At 40.5% G+C, this 17,350-nt stretch carries 11 protein-coding genes; 9 read left to right on the forward strand and 2 right to left on the reverse strand.

The genetic code is table 11. From position 1 onward, the window contains the following. Window positions 1-1,593, reverse strand: coding sequence for a thioredoxin domain-containing protein (locus tag GSQ84_RS24065; RefSeq protein WP_158799929.1), 1,593 nt, complete (start codon window positions 1,591-1,593; stop codon window positions 1-3). Window positions 1,594-1,892: 299 nt separating this feature from the next. Between GSQ84_RS24065 and GSQ84_RS24070 the strand changes: the two genes are divergently transcribed. From GSQ84_RS24070 to GSQ84_RS24080, 3 genes are all read left to right on the forward strand, one after another. Continuing rightward, window positions 1,893-3,140, forward strand: coding sequence for a hypothetical protein (locus GSQ84_RS24070; protein WP_158799930.1), 1,248 nt, complete (start codon window positions 1,893-1,895; stop codon window positions 3,138-3,140). Window positions 3,141-3,201: 61 nt separating this feature from the next. Further along, a complete protein-coding gene (locus tag GSQ84_RS24075; RefSeq protein ID WP_158799931.1) occupies window positions 3,202-4,440 on the forward strand; it encodes a glycosyltransferase family A protein in 1,239 nt (412 codons plus the stop codon). Between the two features lie 93 nt (window positions 4,441-4,533). Further along, window positions 4,534-4,881 (forward strand): hypothetical protein, encoded by a 348-nt coding sequence (locus tag GSQ84_RS24080; RefSeq protein WP_158799932.1) that lies wholly within the window; start codon window positions 4,534-4,536, stop codon window positions 4,879-4,881. 25 nt (window positions 4,882-4,906) lie between these two features. On the opposite strand, the gene GSQ84_RS24085 is transcribed toward GSQ84_RS24080, so the two are convergent. Further along, window positions 4,907-5,866, reverse strand: coding sequence for a bifunctional 2-polyprenyl-6-hydroxyphenol methylase/3-demethylubiquinol 3-O-methyltransferase UbiG (locus GSQ84_RS24085; RefSeq protein ID WP_158799933.1), 960 nt, complete (start codon window positions 5,864-5,866; stop codon window positions 4,907-4,909). A gap of 441 nt (window positions 5,867-6,307) precedes the next feature. On the opposite strand from GSQ84_RS24085, the gene GSQ84_RS24090 reads away from it, so the two are divergent. The 6 genes from GSQ84_RS24090 (at window position 6,308) to GSQ84_RS24115 (ending at window position 17,348) form a co-directional block, all read left to right on the forward strand. Next, on the forward strand, window positions 6,308-7,645 hold the full coding sequence (locus GSQ84_RS24090) for a serine/threonine-protein kinase (protein WP_158799934.1): 1,338 nt from the start codon (window positions 6,308-6,310) through the stop codon (window positions 7,643-7,645). 23 nt (window positions 7,646-7,668) lie between these two features. Next, window positions 7,669-8,625, forward strand: coding sequence for a hypothetical protein (locus tag GSQ84_RS24095; RefSeq protein WP_158799935.1), 957 nt, complete (start codon window positions 7,669-7,671; stop codon window positions 8,623-8,625). Window positions 8,626-8,719: 94 nt separating this feature from the next. Next, on the forward strand, window positions 8,720-10,213 hold the full coding sequence (locus GSQ84_RS24100) for a PP2C family serine/threonine-protein phosphatase (RefSeq protein ID WP_158799936.1): 1,494 nt from the start codon (window positions 8,720-8,722) through the stop codon (window positions 10,211-10,213). Next, on the forward strand, window positions 10,210-14,163 hold the full coding sequence (locus tag GSQ84_RS24105; RefSeq protein ID WP_158799937.1) for an FtsW/RodA/SpoVE family cell cycle protein: 3,954 nt from the start codon (window positions 10,210-10,212) through the stop codon (window positions 14,161-14,163). Before GSQ84_RS24100 ends, GSQ84_RS24105 begins: the two co-directional genes overlap by 4 nt. A 17-nt stretch (window positions 14,164-14,180) precedes the next feature. Next, window positions 14,181-14,963, forward strand: a complete 783-nt coding sequence (locus GSQ84_RS24110; protein WP_158799938.1) for an FHA domain-containing protein — start codon at window positions 14,181-14,183, stop codon at window positions 14,961-14,963. A 60-nt stretch (window positions 14,964-15,023) separates the two neighbouring features. Next, window positions 15,024-17,348, forward strand: a complete 2,325-nt coding sequence (locus GSQ84_RS24115; protein WP_158799939.1) for a TonB-dependent receptor — start codon at window positions 15,024-15,026, stop codon at window positions 17,346-17,348. Window positions 17,349-17,350: the final 2 nt, after the last annotated feature.

The raw sequence follows: 17,350 nt of genomic DNA on the forward strand, positions 1-17,350 counted from the left end.
TTAATTAATTAAATATTTAAGATCTTCTAAACGATAAGGTTCGGGTAATTTATAACCATTGACTAAAATGGTCGGTGTAAAGGTGATTTCTGCCATTTCACACCATATTTTCTGTTTAATAAAAGCTGTTTCAACTGCTTCAGTTATTTTTATAGGATAATTTTCGATCCAGCTTTCCTGTTTCTTATCATGTTGACTATACCAATCGTTTAACGCCTCCTGAACAACACTTCTATCTTCCAGTACACTCAAGGCCATGATATGCTGAACTATATTTTTATGGGAATTATCATGCTTGTTACCATTAAAGAATATGATTTTCAGTTGCAATTCATCCCTTTGTTTAAGAAGCTGGTCGAGGAAATGATGTGCATCTGCGCAGGGACTGCAAAATAGATTACTAACCACAGTAATTACAGTTTCGGCGTTTGAATTGCCGATAATGATAGGCATCATCTCATTATCCACCTTATAATAAGTTTGATTTGTCAAAAAACTCATAAACACATGGTTGTTGTATTTAATATATTTTAGCTGCTGCTGTACAATTGCTATTTTGAATGCTTTTAAAAAAAATGGTTTTAATAAGGCCCATGTTAAAATTGGTAATAGAAAACAAAGGAAAAATGGGATAAGCAGGTTTGATGGAAAAAAAGAACTAAAACTCCATGAATCGGGTCGTAAACTAAAAATAATAGCCTCTGTAATTAATAATACCTGAACAACACAACATAAAACACACCAGTTTTTCATCCTATACTGATAACTTATAGAATAAACCGTATAAGGTAAAGCCAGGAGATTTATCCAGGACAAGGCAGGGAGGGATATTGGAAAAATTAAAGCGGCTAAAAAAGAACCTGAAAAATAAAAAAAGCCAACCTCACTCCAGCTTAGCCAAGAGGTTAACTTTGCTGCCTTTGAATTAAGAATAGCATTACAATCATTTTTGCCTGTTACATTGCATAAACTTCTAATCAATGCGTGATTAGCGTTTATACTTTGCATCAATAAGAATATACCGATAGTTACTCCTAATAGTTTAATCAAACAAAGGAGTAAAGCTGACCAGTGAAAAGTATTTAAATTGAATAAGAAGACGAAAACACTCAATAGCGTAATCAAAAAGGCAGGTATAGTCGCCTGCTGAAGAGAAATCTGTATTTTATTTTGATAAAAATTTTTTTCACCGCTTTTTTCATTAGATTTTGCATGTAATATTATACCATCCCAGGATGCCAGAAATTCTTTTTCAGAAAGCCTCAGATCTTTGTTTCTCTCATCAGAAAGGCTAAATACATGATTATAAATCCCTCGTACCAAAAGAAATTTGCCACGTCCCCTGGAAAAATGTGTAATGAAAGGAAAGGATAAATCAGACTGATCGTAACTTTTTACATCAACCTTGTATATCAGGTTATCCACATTCAGGTCCGTCAAACAATCACTGATAGCTAATAGACTTGAAAATTCAGGATGGGATTCCAAATTTACTGAAAGTGTACTTTTATTTACTTTGACGTGTAGCTGGTCAAGTAACTGGTAAGTTACAGCTGCGCTGTTGCTAATTTTAGATTTAAAGATGTTCATCATCGTTTTGATTAAATACAGGTTAATCCCTTAAAAAGGCACAAATTAGATGATTGGATTATATACTTTTTGGTTATTAAAATTACAAAATATATAAAGGGCTCCGTGTGACAGATTACCCATATACAGCTCTTGTAGACTATGTTACCTATGGCTGTTTTTAAATTGGTTATTGTCTGTAAATTAGTTTATAATCTTTCAGAAATTGATACCGGATAAATGTAGTTGAGATGAAATTGACTGAATGAATTTCGCACGATTAAGATCGCTACGGGGATTAAACAAAGTAATTTATAGACCTAATGGAAAGACGCGATGGTATATTCGATATACTCATACGGGATATCGATGGCTTTAGTTTACGGGCTGTAAAAAAAAACACCGAAAGTAAAACTATCGAACTGTGGGCAGATCCGCTTTTGCTGTCAAATATATCGGGGTGGTTTGGAGCGTTATTTATCAGGGCTATTCTCCGCGAATTAAATATTAATGAACATCATGTGTTTAGGTGGAGATTGGAAAATAAGTACATACAATATCTGGTCCTGAACAACTATGCTCCAGGCTGTATGCCGAGAACCATTAGTTTATCTAAATTATTGTATAGCCCCAATGGGGTTTCAAAAACCCGGGAATTGTTTAAAAAAGGTTTTTTTCTTAAGAAAACTTTAGGATATGGTTCTTTTACTACCCATGATTTTGATAAGACAGCGGAATTTGAAGATATACTAAGTTCCCACCAGGAAACATATTTCTATAACGAAAAATGGATTTTACAGAAGAAATTGACCCTTGATACTGAATTTAGAGTGCACACTTTTAACAAGGATATAATATATGGTCTTACGTTTAAAATACAGGGGCTAAATTCAATTGATAATTCTGATGCTGAGGAATTTGTAAAAGGCGTTTTAGAAAAATTACCGGATCAAATTTTACAGGGAACTCTAATAGGATGGGATATTGGATTAACAAATAACAATAAATATTACGTGATAGAAGCCAATTTTACCGGGTTTCATCCAGAATTTGGTTATGGATTTCAAACTAGCGGATATGTTGATGACCATCTATACGGACCGATTATTTGTGCATGGCTGAATAGCTATTTCGAAAATAAATATCGTGTATCTATTGCGTCGATTGAAAATAGCTTACTTTCAAATTTTTCTTTTTATAAAGAATGTCAGTTTTATCTTTCATTGTTTAGGAATCCAGATTTTGACACGATCAGAAATCATATTTCTCTTCCTGCTAGTGTCGTCTTACACTTAGGTGATGCAAGCAATTCCCGGTTGATCACGTTGATTACCTACTTCCAATTGGTGAACTTTGTAGATAAATATTATATTATTGTCCAAAAAGAACACTTTTCTAAAGTAAATGGCCTGTTTAAAGACAATCATCAAATCCAAATTTTGACTGATGATATTTTTTTTACACCAGCTCAATATCAATTAATCCAGCATTTAGGAGTTGAACGACGTAAACAGATTTGCCGTTATCATGCACGTAGCTTATTAAACAAAGAGCCTCGCATTCTTATTTAACGTTGCTCAGAACTTTTTTATCTGGTTGCCTCAATCTAAATAACTATTTAAAGCTATTATTATGGGACTCATTAATGATTATTATAGTTATTATAATGTTATTCTTTGGAAAAAGAATGGGGTTATCAGGCATTATGCAATGTATTTCTTAAGCTTTGAGTTTTTTGAAGAGGACTTTGATTATATTTTATTCTTAAAATTCGATTTCCCGGACGCCTTTGTTAATTTAAATATTAAAGAGATCACGATAGCACTAGAATCGATTTATGCTCTTAACGAACATACTTTTGTCGTATTGACTACTAGAAAGGACCCTCCCTTGTTTTCTGAGAGTGCCGATGAATTTATCCACTCTTTTAGCAGTAGTTTTATTCACTTCAAAAATATAGCAGATAAGTACGGCAGAGATAAATTTTTGCAGAATGACCTGCTGTTTGAGCTGTTAAATCAGATCTTTAAAGGTAATTCAGATTTTAAAAATATTTTAGTAAAACAAATCCCTATTCAAAGCAGCCATGCATTGACTATGAATAATTGCGATGTAATTATTCCCCACAGAGGAAAGGACGCTTTTTTAAAAAACACATTATTTTTTTTAAATCAATTAAAGCATATACACGTCTATGTAGGAATAGATCAGCCCTTATCCCAAGAAATAGTTAAACTGAAAGATGAATATTCCGGTTTTTCATTTTATAAATTTAATCCTGATCCCGTTGGTCCCTATATCATACGCAATAATTTAATTGATAGAAGTAGTAATCATCTTATATTTTATCAGGATTCAGATGATGTTCCCTGTGCAGATCGGTTTGAAAGGATAGCTGCTTATATGGATTCAACTGGATGTCAGCTGTGCGGGTCACATGAACTTAGACTTGATTATTTGGAGAGAACTGTACGGGCACACCGATTTCCAACAAATGTTATTTCAGCATTGCAAAAAGTAGGAGGTCATCCGCTTTTTCATCCTACTTCAGCTATTACCAGAGAAGCTTTCTATCTGTGTGGGAAATTATCTGAAGAAAGAACTTTTGGAAACGATACTAAGTTTTTGTTACATAGTTTTTTTGTATTAGATAACATACGAAATATTGATGATTTTCTATACATCAGAAGGAGGCATGCAGAGTCTCTAACAACTTTTCCTGACACAATGATAGGATCTCCTGCCAGGGAACAATTATTATATGATTGGATAGGGGACTTTGAACTAGTAAAATCTGGGTTATTAGAATTGGAGAATTCTAGTCTGAATTATCATGCGCCCCTATTTAAATTTAAGTCAGAAAAAATATAATAACTATTTACTTTATAGAAGTAAATAGTATAGTCTTATTAAATATTTATTTACTAATTTACATTATTGAATTGTATCTCCTAATCAGTCGTTATGAAATTACTTTTGGCATCTGTTATCATTACCTCAGTTGCGGTTTCCGTTTTTAGTCCTAAAAAAGAATTAAAAGGAGTTTACCAACCCATAAATCATGGGGATTTCCCGTCTCATTTACCTAAAATGCAATTTTCCTGTGCAGATTCTACTAAATATCGTGGAGATTCTATCGTTACTTTTTATGGAGACGCTATAGTATCTTACGCAGATACGACTATCCGGGCAGAGGTGATCTCCGTTTACAGGAAGAAAAACAACTTAAAGGCATGGAAAAATGCCAGGGTAATCGTTAATAACAATCAGAAGGAAGTGAAGGGCTTAGATAGTTTAACCTATAAATTCTAAGCCCGGAAAGAATTTTTGATTTGGCCTAATTAATTTTATAGAGATAGAACGCAGCTGAATCTCCTCTATCAGTTAAATTAAGCCGCTCAGCATCACGCTCAAAAGTTTGTAATTCTGTTTGACTAAATACTTTTTCTATAGGGTAAATACTACTTGCGTTGCCAACGGAAAATAAAGGAATGTCTTTTTTGTATAACTCACTTCCCCAAAATTGAAAACCTGTGGAATCAAATATGGTTTGCCTGATCTCAAATCCGGCTTGTTTGGCAAGAATTTCCATACTTTTTAAAGTATGAAGAAAATAGTGTCTTGGGGCATCCAGCTGTATCCAATCCCTTTGATATTTCTCCCAAACCTCTCCCAGAAGTGGGATTCTAATCATCAAACAGCCATCTCGCCTCAATAATTTGTTGCAATCTACCAAAACTTCTTTCTGCTGGTCAACATGTTCTAAAACATGGTGCATCATGATCAGGTCATAAGAACCGGATTGCAGCTCGGACAGATCTTTTTTCATTACTTTAACACCGTGTCCGTGGTCAACTTCCTGGGGTAAGAATTTATCTATACCTTCTACATTTTCAAATCCCTGGTTGAACAATTCACATATCAGTTGTCCTCTTCCGCAGCCAACATCTAAAATTTTATCATTTATTCCTGAGTTAATTGGTTTTAAATACTTTAGGGGCTCAAGGTTCTGCTTATACTTATTTTTCAATCTGAAACCGCTAAATAACCGTTTGATGATTGGGAACCTTTTTAATGCTGGAATGACCTGGTTAAATGAGTAATAATATGGGGGATAATAGCTGGTAATGTTGAGGGGCAGTTCTGCTATTTGCAAACAGCCGCAGGATGAACATTCCTGATAACGAAATTCATCCCGGAAGCCAAACATCATTTCCCTGAAACGGTGCTCTTTTTTGAAGGGTGATTTACATATTCTGCAATTTTCAGCATAATAGTTTTGATTTTCTTTGGTCATTTCAATTATGGTTTTCGCTAACCTATTGTCTATCAATACCCAAGAGACATTCCGGGTAATCAGGCTTTGCGTATTTACGAGGGGAAACGGCTAAATAATATTTAACGCTACAAATTTGCTTAATTTTTTTTATTGTGCCGAGTTATTTTTAACAAATCTTACAGAAATTTAGTTCGTCCATTACTGCTAAAAGGACATCTTTCGTGACAGTAGAACCTCAGCATTTCATCCCGGGCCCGAAGAAAAATCGGGTGCAAGAATAGTTATATCTTAAACAATATCTTATCAAACTGATCCTTAAAGCAATGTAAATTTTCACGACAATTGGACTATAAACCAATTATCAGCTGAATTTTTGTAAATTAGTATGGTACTAGTTGAAACAGACATTGGAACTATAATTGCAGTACCCTAACAGACATATATTGTTGATTGAACTAAATGAGTAAAGTATTTACGATTACTGAAGGTCTGGAGAATATGGGCGCGTTGCGTACCGGAGGCCAGGGTTCAGTTTATAAAGGACGGCGTTTCGGCCCGATCCTTTCCGCAGTAAAGTTATTGCCTACACCCGTTCATACCGAAAGTGATGAGGATAAAAACTTCAGGAGTTTTCAGAATGAGGTAGAGAAATTAAAAAAGGTTAACGAAGAGCCTAACCCAAATGTGGTTAAGATATTAAACTCAGGTATTACCGAAAGTGGTTCCTTCCCTTTTATAGAAATGGAATTTATTGAAGGGCCCGACCTGGAAGAGTTGCTGAAGGAACCGCACGACCAGATCTTTGAGGTAAAGGAAGTGATTAAAGTAGCCGATCACCTGGCCAATGCTTTGGCGCACTGCCATAAAGTAGCGGTAAAACACGGGGATATCAAAAGCAATAACGTGAAGTTTAACGTGGATACCGGCAATTATGTATTGCTGGATTTTGGTCTGGCAGCGATGTCTGACGAGCAGCGGAGAACCAGCATCAGGCATGCCGGTGCGATAGAGTTTATGGCACCTGAGCAAAGCGAAGGAGAGGTTCTTTTTGAAACTGATGTTTATAGTTATGGGGTGATCCTCTACGAATTGCTGGCGGGACAGGTTCCTTTTCCACTGCTGGACAACGGCCAGAAATCGCGCAATGATGTATTGGTTGGTCACCTGGAGCAACCGGTTCCGGATTTGCTGGAACTGCGTAAAGGACACTTCCCGGAAAGCTGGTCGGAACTGAAAAAAGAACACGAAATGCAGGTTCCGCAGTGGCTGTTAAGCGTGATCAGCAAGTGTTTGCAGAAAGCACCGCAGGATAGATATGCCAATGGAATGGTATTGCAGCAGGCAATCACACAGAGCAGTATCGCGGATACTGGAAACCGCATTGCTGATGTTTCAGGCACTTCTTTGCTGCAAATGGAAAATGACCGTTTGCAGAATTTGCTGTCTGGATATGAGGGAGCGGCAAAGGAGCAGCAAACAGGGGTAGTGGTTATTTCGAAACCAGTGTTCGCTGTGTTAATCATGGGCATTGCCTTTATGGCTGCCCTGCTTTGTTATTTCTTATTGTTCAGCCATCCTGCTAAACCCGTTAAAAAAGAAACCGTTAAAGGGAATATTACAACACCCGATACATCGGACGTCAATTCCCGGCGCAAAGGTTATGCCTGGGATAACAATAGGGATTCTACTGTGCAGGATACAGCGGTAACGGAAGAACAGCCTATACAGTTAAAACCTGTTCAGCCGCAACCGCAACGGGATTCTACGCTGAACCTGGATACAACAGTACATTTTTAATCGCTTCATATAAAAAGAATTAAATGTCAGAAAAATCAACTTTTTGGAAGAAATCAGGACTTCAGGATTTGTTCCTGCCTTCGGAAAAAACAAAGACGAAACAAGAGGTGGCCAAAGGCCTTACGCCTGATGAAGTATATAAATATATCATTGAAAAATTTAAAGAATCAGTAGGCCAGCTTTCTTTTGCCAACCGCATTGTTTTCTATCATGAATATATCATTTGTTTTAACGAGGAAGATTATAAAGAGTTCCTTGCCCATAAACAAGGGCTTTTTGGCATTATTGTCCATGAATCTGTAAAGCAATTCTATCAGCTGCTGGAAGAATACCGTGCAGCAGGGAAAACTGTAGAACCTTCCAGTTCCAAATGGGTATTTCGCCTGGTGTCACATCCCGATTATGAAAGGGGCGATAAAGGGTTTATTGGTAAACTCCTGCCTGGGAGTACCAAAAAAGATGAAAACCTAAGGGTTACTTTTATTCCCCGCCAAACGGGAATTGCACAAACGCTGGACGTAAACCAGGATATCCTGAATGGTTTTACTTATTACAGCGAAGGTTACTATGAATTGCCTTATGCACTGGAAGGCGGCGCTGCGGCACCTGATGCGGGGCAATCAATGGGAGGAAAAACCTATGCGCGACTGGAAACGATTATGCCCGACCAGAATTTCAGGGGTAAGAAAGTGGAATACCTGATGAGGTCAAATGAAATTCTGATCTCAGGAAAAGATGAAACCAGAAAGGAGCAGGAAATTTTTAGTATCCCTTCAGACTGGGTAAACAGCCCGCATTTAAGTATCCGCTACAACCAGCCTGACGGAAAAATCTACCTGGCTTCCTACGGGGAAAAAACGATTGTGAACGAAAAAGAAGTACCCAGGAGTGAGGTCAGTCAGCCGGAATGGGTAGAATTGCCCTTTAACTCCCGTATTTTACTGAACGGAATTATTGGTGTAAACATTTTTAAACCCTAAGTGGCATGACAAACTATTTATCAATCGCTTTACTGGCGTTAGGCCTTTTGCTGCTGGTATGGCATTTTGCGGATATTAAAAAATCATCAAGATAATGGCTGATCATCTATTTGGAATTACTGACACCGGTAAGGTGAGGGACAATAACGAAGATGTATTTATCGCACAGGAAGTAATGAACGGGCAGTTTTTGATTGCCGGTGTAATTGATGGCGTAGGCGGATATGAGGGGGGGGAGGTAGCGGCAGCCATTACAAAAGAGGTGATCCTTACAGAACTAACTTCCATTGGAACAGATGTGATCACCCAGCTGTCCCTCGCTTTTAGCCTGGCCAATGAAGAGATCCTGGCCAGGAAACTGCTGGACCCAAAACTGGAAGATATGGCCTGTGTAGCCACATTGGCTGTAATCGACCGTGAAAACAATCTGTTGCATTATATTCATGTTGGTGACACCAGGCTTTACCTGTTTAGGGATAACTCCCTGGTTAAGCTATCAAAAGATCAGTCTTTTGTTGGCTTCCTGGAAGATTCCGGGCGTTTAACCGAAGAAGCTGCCATGCAGCACCCCAGGAGAAACCAGATCAATCAGGCCCTCGGATTAAGCAGTACTGAAGAAATTTCAGATGCTTATTGTGAAACAGGGTCTTCGCCTTTTCTTCCTGCTGATTTGATCCTGATCTGCAGTGATGGTTTAACGGATATGGTACCTCAATCGGGCATCATCACTATTCTCGGTACAGATGCTGCGCTTACTGTAAAAGGAAAACAACTGATTGAAGCGGCAAATGACGCCGGTGGTAAAGATAATGTAACGGTAGTACTTGCCATGAATGACAAAGCACCAGTGTTACATGATATTTCGCGCCCCCTAACGGAAGCTACCGCTCCTGCGGAGAAAACCCTAATTCCAGTGCAGGAAGCTAAAACCCGTGTAAATGAACCTTTAGCTCCAGTAAAGGAAAGCCCTGCTTCGGTGATAAACTATCCATCTTCAGCTGCAATTAAACAAGAGGAAACGAGAGGTAAAACAGCAAACCACAATGGGTTACTGCTATTGTTATCAATATTGTGTGTACTGTTTCTGGCTACTTCGATCTGGTTATTATTAAAACCGCCAGGTAGTGTTAAACCAGCAGCGGCAGTGGTGGCTGTTCATCAGCCAGGATCCAATCCGGAAGAAAAACTGATCCGGGATATGCTGTTAAAACTAAAGGGCGATACTCTACTGCTTTCAGCAGATCAATTTAAAAACCCTGTTAAATTAAGTCAGTCGCTTACTATTGATAAAGATACATTGGTGATCAAAACAAAAGGCCCGATCATTTTTCAGCCGGATTCAGCTTATAAAGGACCGGCAGTTACACTGTCTTCCAATTGCAAATATATAGTCATCAATCAGCTGGTGCTGGAAAATTTTGAAACAGGTATCGTATCTTATAAAAATGCAGCCGAGCTAAAGAACGTGCGGTTTAACAATTGTAAATATCCTTTGCAGGTATCATTTCAATTTCCTGACCATTCATTTATTAACGGCCGGATGTCTAAAAGACCATACCTGGCAGATTCGCTGCTTAGAAAATTATGACAGATCAACGGCAGGGAAAACCTGGGAGAAAACAGGAAAGGATATTTTTAGGCCTCATCACAATTTTATTCATCATTTTGTTTGTCAGGCTTTTTGGTCTGTTACAGGAAAGGATGAAAGCTGTAGACCAGGGGCTTACCGATGGAACAATCGTCAATTTGAATGCAGCCGATCCTGCGAAAGCAGTGCAGCTGCTGCTGGCCAAGGGATTTTATTTTGAAGATCAGCAGGATAGGGCATTAATTGCTTCGGTGATCGCTGCACAGCACTTGCCGGGAGAAACATTCACCAACATCGGCGACCTGAATAAGCGGAAATTTAATATACTGGCTGAAGATGCAGACAGACAAGGCGGTGTTTCTTTCAAAAAGAGGGTGGCATTGTCACGCGAATTACTCGGTTTTACAGGTAACGATGAAAAGCGGTTTCAGCAGGAGCTGACCTCGCCTCCAAATTTATCGGCTGTAAAAGATATGGGCCTGGGCGAAGGGGTAGTTAAAGGCGGTATCAACTATAAAGGAGACGCAGTACAAGGTGTGCTGATCCGGCTAAATACGGTATTACCTTTCGATAGCGTAGACAGTAAACCGTTTACAGCTTATGCCCGTACCGATGCCGATGGAAAATACCGCTTTACCGGTTTACCAAAAGGGAAAGCCTATGAAGTTATTCCGTTAAAACCCGGTTATGAATTTGGACAGGTGAAAGGAGTGCAGGAACTGAATGGCACTAAAACGCTGAACTTCACTGAAGCACCGCATACCATCAGGTTGCTTTCTTCCAAAGATTTTACGCTGCTTAAAAATGACGGTGCCTTAATTGTACGTACACCGGCTCAATTCAATTTGCGTTACTGGATGATTGCAGGAGGGTTACTCGTAGCATTTTTATTGCTGCACCTGTTGTTATCTATCCGCTTTCCCGAAGCCGACCAGCTCATATTGCCTTTGCTGATGCTGCTGACAGGTTTATCTTTTCTCACGCTGCTGAGTTTACAAGACCCGGTGCGCGATAGATTCCTGGCCATTGATTCCCTGCTGTTTTTATACCTGGGTATTGCTGCGGTAGCTATATTATTATTTGTTAATCTGAGACGCTTTACCGCGGATTCAAAATTATACCGCTTGTTTGTGTTTCAGGACAGATCGGCTGCTAATGGATGGCCATGGATAGCGTTGGCTGCTGTGCTGCTGGCTGCAACCTTATTGTTTGGAGCCGGGCCAGAAGGTAGTGGGGTAAAAGTAAATTTATTAGGTATACAGCCCAGCGAGCTGGTAAAATATATCGTTGTGTTATTTTTAGCAGGTTTTTTTGCGCTGAACGAGCAATTTATTTCTGCTTATTCCAGCTGGAAAAAACGCTGGCAATTTTTTTCCTTTGCATTGGCAGCGATTTTATTTACGCTGTTCCTGTTTTTAATGCTGGGTGATCTTGGCCCCGCCATTGTGATCTGTTTTACATTTATTATGCTCTTCTCTTTCTCCAGGGGCGATTTTATGGAGATGGCTGTAGCGGTTATTTTATATGTGCTGGTCGCCTGGTTATTACATAACGTATGGCTGGATGCACTGGTTACTTTTGTAGTGCTCTTCATTATTCATTCTGTGAGGCGTAAACCCGTCAGTGAATCGGCAGTCATGGCGCTGATAGTGATCACCGCATTTTTAACCATAGATAAAATCCCTTACCTGGATAAAGTTATTCCTGGTCCGGTAGCAAGGTTGTCCGACAGGAAAGCCATTTGGCAGGATGCATGGAACAACGAGGTGTATGGTGGTGATCAGGTAGCCAATGGGCTCTGGGCAATTTCCAGCGGCGGAATTACAGGGCAGGGAACGGGAGAAGGTTTTGCTAAAACTATTCCGGAGGCACATACCGATATGATCCTGCCCGCCATGGGTGAAGAGTTTGGCTGGACAGGTATCTCCTGTATTTTTATTGTCTTTCTGATTTACCTCCATCGGGCAATGATCATCGGCCGGCAAACCGGTACACCTTTCCTGTTTTATGTCAGTGCGGGTATTGGTATCTGTACATTTATCCAGTTCTTACTGATTGCTGGAGGTTCTATCGGTGCACTGCCTTTGTCGGGCGTATCACTTCCTTTTGAAAGTTATGGCGGTTCTTCGCTGGTGATCAATTTTGTAGCGGCGGGATTTTTACTGTCTGTTTCTTCCATCAGGGGAACAGAAGTGCAAATGAAATATTTAAAGCAGCAGCAGGACAAAAATCTGGTGCCGGCTTTGCTGGCTGCCTGTGCAGCTATCCTTTTATTGATCATCAATGTTTCCAGATATAGCTTTAACAATCAATCCTGGATTGTGAAACCTGCTTTGGTAGCCGACAAAAGTGGCGGCCGTATGTTTAGCTATAATCCTCGGATCGGAATTTTAATGAAGAAACTGGCAGCAGGCAATGTCTATGACCGCTCAGGACTGATCCTGGCTACCAGCGACCCTTTACTGGTTAAGCAGCAGGAGCAAAAATTGAGGGATGCCGGCGTACTGGCTTACGACCTGGATTCGGCAGTCCACAAACGGGTAAACCGTTATTATCCTTTTGAAGAACAACTTTTCTTCTGGACAGGAGATGCCAATACAGGTGTATTTAGCGGAGGCATTAATGGTTATTTCGCAGAGTATGAACATGCTGCGGAACTCAGAGGCTTTAAAATGCCTGTAACCAGTTATGCCATGACGGCCTCCCATTACCAGGAAGACCGTTTTCTGCCGCGGGGACCAAAGGAAATGACGGTACTGAAAAAGGATTATTCTGCCTTGGCACCATTACTGATCTCCGGATTGGATACGACAGAAATTGCAGCTTTTAAAAAGCGTAACCGCGATGTGAAACTGAGCGTGGATGCAGATCTGCAAACGCATATCCAGCGCGCGCTTGCCGCAGATCCTGATTTGCAGCATAACAGGGTTTCTGTTGTGGTGATGGCTTCCAATACAGGCGATGTACTGGCTTCGGCCATGTATCCCTTGCCGCCGTTAAAAAATTGGGAGGAACTTACGATGAGCACCTCAGATCAGAATAAGCTGGCTACCTGGACCACCCTTGCTGACCCCGGTTTTACCACCGCCACTCAGCCAGGTTCTACTGCAAAGCTCTTAACGGCCATGGCCGCATTTAACAAACTGGGCATCAGTGCAGCACAGCAGACTTACCAGGTGAAGGCCAATGAGCGCATTCGTACTGGTGGACCCGAACCTGATGAAACGGGTAATATTGATATGGAACGCGCTATTGTGAAATCAAATAACGTATACTTTATCAAACTGGCCAACCAGCAGCATTTGCAGGAACCTATGGGAGAGCTTTACCTCAAAACAGGGATGTTTTTACATGGGGTTGGCGGTTATTATTATGGCAGGAAATCTGTTCACACTGATCAGGAGCAGCGCTGGTTTGATCTTTGGAGAAGAACGGAATTTAAAAGTGCATATGACCCGGATAATATTTACAGGAACAGGGCTTCAGGTGTTTCCGGAATGGCCTGGGGACAGGGAGAGCTGATTGCCACACCGGCTTCGGTAGCGCGACTGGCATCGGCCATTGCCAACCGTGGAACATTGGTGCCTAACCGTTATGTGCTGAAACTGAATGACTCTACCATTAATGTAAAAGAGGGGACTGTGCTGGCAAAAGATCCTGCGGCGGCAGATTTGCTGAAGCAATATATGATAGAACAAAGTGCGGGTAAAGCAGGGCTTTTTGGCCTGTCGGTTGCAGGGAAAACGGGAACACCAGAGCGGATGGTGAAGATGAAAAAGGTGAATGACGGCTGGTATGTGTTTTTTGCCCCAAATGGTAACGGGTCTGGTTATACGGTAGTATGTATCCGGATAGAAGCTACCCGTGGTTCATCTGATGCGGTAAGGCTGGCCGGAGAAAAGATCATTCCAATTCTTGTAGAAAAGGGATACCTGAAAAGTATTAATTGATAGCTTAAAAAAAAGAGATGTTTGATTTTTTTAAAAAGAATACAGAGAATAATAACCAGGATGCTAAGGGACTGCGCGATTCCATTTTGCAGCTGGTAAAAGAAGAACTACAAAAGCTGGATGGTGCCGAAGGGTATGCCTTATCAGTAATGGAGTTATATGTGGATGCCGGTGCAGATGAACATTTCCTTTATCAAACGGCCTTATATACTACAACGCCTGAAAAATTGAAGGAAGAGGTGCAGCGGATAGCTGATAACTTTGCCCTTGACCTGCCCAAGGGATGGGCGCTGGAAGTATTATTTACTGATCAGCTGCCTGAAAATGCCCTCCGCAGAAAAGGGCTAAAGGCGGGGCTGATCTTTAAAGCCAAAACCGCAAAAGCCTCGGTAACAGCGGAAAGAACCGATAGCCAGGCCCGCATTACTGTAATCAAAGGCAGGGCAGAAGAAGAACAATATATGCTCGATCCCCGGCAGGGTAGGATAAATATTGGCCGGGAAAATCATATCCAGGCCAATGATGGTTCTTTCAGGATCAATACCATTGCTTTTCCGGATGATGAACATAATAAATTTATCAGCAGGCAGCATGCCCATATTGAATGGGATGAAAAATCAGGTTCCTATAAACTATACGCTGATGAAGGCGGGGTGCCTCCGGGAAACAAAACAAAAATCAGAACGGCCAAGGATGAATCGATGTTTAAACTTAATTCTACACAAATAGGATATTCCTTATCTAAAGGCGATCAGATTGTACTTGGAGACGTTATAGTGTTGGAATTTAACCTTTTTTAGGCTTTTTGTGGCTTAATTTTTGGTACGTTCGCACATATCTTCCGATTCTCCTGTTTACCTATGATTATAAGAGTACTGTGCCTGACACCTTTGTTGTTTTTTTTTGCTGTTTTTCAGGTTAGTGCTCAGAAAAAACATACCATTAGCGGATATGTTAAAGATAAAGCTACAGGAGAGCCACTTATTGGTGCAACTATTCATTTAGAAGGTCCTGCAAGCCGCAGTACAAATTCCAATGAGTATGGTTTCTTTTCTTTAACTGCAGTGGAAGGAGAGTACCAGATGCAGATTGGATCGGTAGGTTATATCCTTGATGAGCAGCATGTTTCCCTTACAAAAAATATTAAATATACAGTAACACTAGCTTCGCAGGATAATAACCTGAACGAAGTGGTAATCTCCAATGCGCCGAAAAACGAGCATGTAAGCAACGCAAAAATGGGTGTGGAAAGGCTCAGCATGAAAGAAATTTCACAGGTGCCGGTAATTTTTGGAGAAAAAGACCTGGTTAAGGTCATACAACTGCTTCCAGGTGTAAAGTCTGCTGGTGAAGGCGGCAGTGGTTTTTATGTGAGGGGCGGCGCAGCAGACCAGAACCTGATCCTGCTGGATGATGCGGTTTTGTATAATCCTTCCCATTTACTGGGTTTCTTCTCAACCTTCAATTCTGATGCGATAAAAGATGTAACCCTTTATAAAGGTAACACGCCTGCAGAATTTGGCGGACGCTTGTCTTCTGTAATGGATGTGAAAATGAACGATGGTAATAATCAGAAATTCAGTGTAAATGGTGGTATTGGAATTATAGCTTCGCGTTTAACAGTAGAAGGGCCTATCGTGAAAAACAAAGGTTCATTCCTGATCAGCGCCCGACGTACCTATATCGATCTTTTTTTAAAAGCCAGCAGCGATTCAGTGGCTAAAAAAAGCTCCCTGTATTTTTATGATATCAACCTGAAAGCCGATTACCAGTTTGGGGAAGATGATAAAGTTTATTTATCTGGTTATGTAGGTCAGGATAATTTGGGATTAGGTGGTCTTTTTGGTCTGCAATGGGGCAATAAAACCGGAACGCTAAGATGGAACCACCAGTTTAGTCCTAAATTGTTCTCCAATACTTCCCTGATCTACAGTGATTACAAGTACAATATCGACCTGAACAATTCAGATACCTATTCCGGGCACATCGCTTCCCAGATCAAAGACTGGAGCCTTAAGGAAGAGTTTAGCTTTTATCCCAATTCAAACAATACCTGGAAAATGGGTGTCAGCTCTATTTACCATACCATCCGGCCGGGAGAATACAGTGGCGACCTCACGCTGACCAATCAGCCTTATACCTATAGCCTGGAAAACGCAGCTTATATCAATGATGAATGGAAAGCATCCGACAAATTAAAGATCGATTATGGATTGCGTTTAAGTGCTTTTTCTGTACTGGGCGGCGAAACTAATTTTTATAATCTTGACAACGCGGGAGACATTACGGATACCCTGCATTACGCAAAGGGAAAGATTGTTAAAACGTATTTGTACCTCGAACCAAGGTTTTCAATGGCTTACCAGCTCAATAATTCTTCTTCCCTAAAATTGTCTTATGCAAGGAACACACAATCTATCCATCAGCTAAGTAATTCGGCTGCGGATAGCCCTACAGATAAATGGATTGCAACCAATAATTACATTAAGCCAGAGATTTCCGATCAGGCATCGGTAGGGTATTTCAAAAACTTGAGTGATAATGCCTATGAGTTCAGTGCTGAAACGTATTATAAGATCATGCAGCATGAAGTGGATTACAAAGACGGGGCAAATGTGAGAAGTAACGACCCCATTGAACCGCAGTTATTGTTTGGCCGCGGCAGGGCTTATGGGCTGGAACTGCTGATCCGCAAAAAAACCGGTCGTTTAACCGGGTGGATAGGTTATACATTATCCCGCACACAATTAAAGATCGATGGGATCAATGATGGCGAATGGTACAATGCCAGGCAGGACCGGACCCATGATATTTCTGTAGTGGGCATGTATCAGCTTAATCAGAAATGGTCGCTCTCGGCAACTTTTGTTTATTATACCGGTAATGCAGTTTCCTTTCCAAGCGGTAAATATTATGTAGATAACCAGGTGGTATTTTTGTATACCAAGCGGAACGCCTACAGGATGCCCGATTATAACCGTCTGGACCTGAGTGCAACCTGGAAACTGGCACAGCGTAAGAACTTCTCTTCAGAACTTAATTTTGGGGTATACAACGCTTACGGAAGGGCCAATGCTTATGTGATCACCTTTAAGCAAAATCCTAATGACGCTACCCGAACCGAAGCGGTTCAAACTTCGCTGTTTAAATATGTTCCATCGGTGTCTTACAATTTCAAATTCTAATC

The sequence above is a fragment of the Pedobacter sp. L105 genome (assembly GCF_009765875.1).
GTDB lineage: Bacteria > Bacteroidota > Bacteroidia > Sphingobacteriales > Sphingobacteriaceae > Pedobacter.

Bases quoted from the DNA above. Each gene is read 5' to 3' on its own strand.
- GSQ84_RS24065 (WP_158799929.1), bottom strand. From the start codon at position 1,593: ATGATGAACATCTTTAAATCTAAAATTAGCAACAGCGCAGCTGTAACT.
- GSQ84_RS24075 (WP_158799931.1), top strand. From the start codon at position 3,202: ATGGGACTCATTAATGATTATTATAGTTATTATAATGTTATTCTTTGG.
- GSQ84_RS24100 (WP_158799936.1), top strand. From the start codon at position 8,720: ATGGCTGATCATCTATTTGGAATTACTGACACCGGTAAGGTGAGGGAC.
- GSQ84_RS24080 (WP_158799932.1), top strand. From the start codon at position 4,534: ATGAAATTACTTTTGGCATCTGTTATCATTACCTCAGTTGCGGTTTCC.
- GSQ84_RS24110 (WP_158799938.1), top strand. From the start codon at position 14,181: ATGTTTGATTTTTTTAAAAAGAATACAGAGAATAATAACCAGGATGCT.
- GSQ84_RS24105 (WP_158799937.1), top strand. From the start codon at position 10,210: ATGACAGATCAACGGCAGGGAAAACCTGGGAGAAAACAGGAAAGGATA.
- GSQ84_RS24070 (WP_158799930.1), top strand. From the start codon at position 1,893: ATGGAAAGACGCGATGGTATATTCGATATACTCATACGGGATATCGAT.
- GSQ84_RS24090 (WP_158799934.1), top strand. From the start codon at position 6,308: ATGAGTAAAGTATTTACGATTACTGAAGGTCTGGAGAATATGGGCGCG.
- GSQ84_RS24115 (WP_158799939.1), top strand. From the start codon at position 15,024: ATGATTATAAGAGTACTGTGCCTGACACCTTTGTTGTTTTTTTTTGCT.
- GSQ84_RS24085 (WP_158799933.1), bottom strand. From the start codon at position 5,866: ATGACCAAAGAAAATCAAAACTATTATGCTGAAAATTGCAGAATATGT.
- GSQ84_RS24095 (WP_158799935.1), top strand. From the start codon at position 7,669: ATGTCAGAAAAATCAACTTTTTGGAAGAAATCAGGACTTCAGGATTTG.